Source organism: Paraburkholderia sp. Ac-20347 (genome assembly GCF_017104805.1).
GTDB lineage: Bacteria > Pseudomonadota > Gammaproteobacteria > Burkholderiales > Burkholderiaceae > Paraburkholderia > Paraburkholderia tropica.
The window spans coordinates 1-2706 of the sequence record NZ_JAAGPN010000498.1; the positions used below are offsets into that span (position 1 = coordinate 1).

At 65.2% G+C, this 2706-nt stretch carries 6 protein-coding genes and 1 pseudogene; 3 read left to right on the forward strand and 4 right to left on the reverse strand.

Features of this window, described 5'->3' with window-relative positions; translation table 11 throughout:
• The 3 genes from G3N97_RS37975 to G3N97_RS37985 form a co-directional block, all read right to left on the reverse strand.
• Positions 1-271: hypothetical protein (locus G3N97_RS37975; protein ID WP_205997878.1), on the reverse strand; the 271-nt coding region annotated here is incomplete at its 3' end.
• Positions 272-370: 99 nt separating this feature from the next.
• On the reverse strand, positions 371-565 hold the full coding sequence (locus tag G3N97_RS37980) for a YqaE/Pmp3 family membrane protein (RefSeq protein WP_065057694.1): 195 nt from the start codon (positions 563-565) through the stop codon (positions 371-373).
• Positions 566-602: 37 nt separating this feature from the next.
• A complete protein-coding gene (locus G3N97_RS37985; protein WP_065057693.1) occupies positions 603-803 on the reverse strand; it encodes a DUF1653 domain-containing protein in 201 nt (66 codons plus the stop codon).
• 133 nt (positions 804-936) lie between these two features.
• Between G3N97_RS37985 and G3N97_RS37990 the strand changes: the two genes are divergently transcribed.
• Both G3N97_RS37990 and G3N97_RS37995 read left to right on the forward strand, forming a co-directional pair.
• Positions 937-1074, forward strand: a complete 138-nt coding sequence (locus G3N97_RS37990; RefSeq protein WP_205997879.1) for a hypothetical protein — start codon at positions 937-939, stop codon at positions 1072-1074.
• Positions 1075-1194: 120 nt separating this feature from the next.
• Entirely contained in the window at positions 1195-1410 is a 216-nt protein-coding gene (locus tag G3N97_RS37995) for a hypothetical protein (protein WP_065057692.1), read from the forward strand.
• A gap of 35 nt (positions 1411-1445) precedes the next feature.
• Here the strand turns inward: G3N97_RS37995 and G3N97_RS38000 are convergent, their stop codons facing one another.
• The gene (locus tag G3N97_RS38000; protein WP_205997880.1) at positions 1446-2180 is read right to left on the reverse strand and encodes a GntR family transcriptional regulator; all 735 of its coding nucleotides are present in this window, start codon (positions 2178-2180) and stop codon (positions 1446-1448) included.
• Positions 2181-2359: 179 nt separating this feature from the next.
• Between G3N97_RS38000 and G3N97_RS38005 the strand changes: the two are divergent.
• A pseudogene (locus G3N97_RS38005) lies at positions 2360-2706 on the forward strand (MFS transporter); the annotation flags it as partial.

The window sequence follows — 2706 nt, forward strand, 5'->3', positions numbered from 1 at the left end:
GCCCGCGCCCGCCGCCGGGGCCGCCATGCCAGCCGCCCGGAGGCGGTCCGCCATGCGGGCCACCGTGCCAGCCGCCGCCGCGGTAGTAATCACCGCCGCCGCCCCAGATGCCGATATTCACGCTGCCGTAAGCCGGCGCCCCATATCCCGGCGCGTAACCGTAGTCGTAGTAACCGGGCTGGCCGTAGCCGTATCCATAGTCGTAACCGGGCGCCACGGCGCACCCCGCGAGCAGGGCGACGGCGCCCACCATCAGCGCATATTTAAGCATGACCGAATCTCCTTTCCATATGTAAGAAAGTGGAATCAGTCTTAAGTTCTCGCTGAATTGTGAGCGCGCATTACGGGTGTAACCGCGCGACGCAAAGCGTCAATTGCGGCGGCCGAACGCGTCGTTGATCTTGCGATCGGTTTGATACTGGCTCAGCGAATACACGGCCCAGATGGCTGCAGGAATCCAGCCGATCAGCGTGATCTGCAGGATCAGGCAGATGATGCCCGCGAGCGGACGGCCAATCGTGAAGAACAGCAACCAGGGCAAGACCAGAGCAATCAGTAGACGCATCGTGAGCGGACCTCGTGTGGTGTGAAAAACAGGGCGTTCAGTTGACGGGCGCAAAGCGCGGCACGAGCGCGCCATCGACTTCGACGAGCTCGAAAAACACGGACTCGGGCCGCGTCCAGATCGTGCCGTTCGCGGCGCGATACACGATCATCGTGACCGACGGATCGGATTCGAGCGTCGCTTCGCAAACCAGTTCGTAAATGCCGCCTTTGTAGTGCCGGTAGCGCACCATCGTCATATTCCTTTTTTCGTCGATGTACTTCGATTGCGCCGTCAGGTTCGCGGCGCGATCGGCGTAGTGTATCAATGGAACGCGCGCGCACGTAGCGCGACGCCTTGCGGCACACGGACGATCATCCTGGAGGACCACGATGGATCGCTACTTTTCTCCGCACGCCGTGAACTTCATTCAGGTTAATACGCATTCCAAACCAATTACCGACGACGGCGATTTCTTCGCGATCAACGCGCTCGGCCTGGTGCCGATACCTGTCTCGTCACCGCGCTAAACCGTGCGCGTGCAGGCATCGACGCCGGAAAACACAGCACAAGTTTATTTTGACGCGCTAGCAACGGTCTTTTTGTCGTGCGATAACCACTTAATCGCCACACTCGCCGGAGCCATCGCGATGGCCACGCTCGAAGCTTTCCGCACCGTACTCGACGATCCGCATACACCCGAGATCATCCGCAATCACATTATCGATTCGCTGCAATATGCGCTGCGCAATCACGGCCAGATCTTCGCTTCGAAAGAAGTCGAATGGCTCGCCACGTGGGACGACGCCCGCATCCCGCTCGCCGCGACCAAGGAATTGAACCGGCGCGTGGCCGAAACGCGCTAGGCGCGTTCGCTCGTCATGCACCGGGCGCGCGGCCGCTACGGCGCCAGCCCGGCGAACACCGCCTTCAGGTCGCGGCCCGCGCGCGCACGCGCCTGATTCACCACCCGCGCCTCGATTTCCGCCAGATGCTCGCGCATGGTCGCGAGCGCCGCATCGCGCTCGCCCGCTTCGAGTGCGGCGATGATCTGCGCGTGCTCGTCGGGCGCGCAGGTCGTGGCCTTGTTCGGATCGAACAGCGCCTTGTACAGCTCCGTCTTCGCGACGAGCTGCGCGAGCGCGGCCACCAGCGCCGCTCCGCCCGCGATCTCCGTCAGCACCAGATGAAACTGGCCCGCGAGGCGCACCGCTTCGTCCACGCGGCCGTCGCGCAGCGCCTTCTTTTCGCTGCGCACGTGGGCCGCAAGCGCGCGGCGCGCACGCGCATCGAGCGCGCCGCACAGGCTCGTCACCACGCCCGCCTCCACCACCTGCCGCGCGCGAAACGCCGCGCGAATGTCGTCCTCGGACGGCGACGGCACGAACGCCCCGCGATTCGGTTCCATCACGAGCTTGCCTTCGTAGCCCAGCCGCGCGAGCACCTTGCGCAGCGCGCCGCGCGTGCAGCCGAACGCCGCCGCGAGTTCGCGCTCGACGAGCTGCTGGCCCGGCGAGAGCTTGCCTTGCAGCAGCGCCGAATTGATCGACGCGTAGACGAGGGCTTCGACGTCGTCGGAATCGTCGTCGGTCTGGGGCGGAAGGGCCGGCGTGGCCGAGCGGGTTCGGGATGCCATGAGCGTGGGTGCGAATTGACTTGCGGACAGGATCAGGCCGCATTGTAGCGACGCGCGCCCACGGACGAAACCGGGCGGCGCACCGCGGTTGCGTTATACCCGGGATAGCCCGACCAGCCAGATTGTTGACAATAATTCTGTACAATGGTCAACCAAATCCCGCAGATCAGGTTGACCGCATGACACTTCACCCGGCCCCATCCCGCTCCTCGCCGTCCCGCGCCGACGGCGTCGCCGCGCTCGTCTGGTACGCGACCATCGTCGCGATCGGGCTGAATCTGCGGCCCCTGCTCACGTCGATCAGTCCCCTCATGGCGACGATCCGGCACGACACCGGGCTGTCGTTCTCGGGCGCCTCGCTGCTCACGAGCCTGCCCGTGGTCGCGATGGGACTCGGCGCGTTCGGCACCGGCTGGCTCGCGCGTCGGCTCGGCGAAACGCGCGGCGTGGCGCTCGGTCTCGTCGCGATTGCGGCGGCAGTCGGGGCGCGTGCGTTCGCGGCGTCGGGCGGCGCGCTCATGTTCAC

What these genes read in the sequence shown, in the direction of transcription:
- G3N97_RS37980 (WP_065057694.1), bottom strand. Translation starts at nt 565, where the DNA reads ATGCGTCTACTGATTGCTCTGGTCTTGCCCTGGTTGCTGTTCTTCACG.
- G3N97_RS37985 (WP_065057693.1), bottom strand. Translation starts at nt 803, where the DNA reads ATGACGATGGTGCGCTACCGGCACTACAAAGGCGGCATTTACGAACTG.
- G3N97_RS37990 (WP_205997879.1), top strand. Translation starts at nt 937, where the DNA reads ATGGATCGCTACTTTTCTCCGCACGCCGTGAACTTCATTCAGGTTAAT.
- G3N97_RS37995 (WP_065057692.1), top strand. Translation starts at nt 1,195, where the DNA reads ATGGCCACGCTCGAAGCTTTCCGCACCGTACTCGACGATCCGCATACA.
- G3N97_RS38000 (WP_205997880.1), bottom strand. Translation starts at nt 2,180, where the DNA reads ATGGCATCCCGAACCCGCTCGGCCACGCCGGCCCTTCCGCCCCAGACC.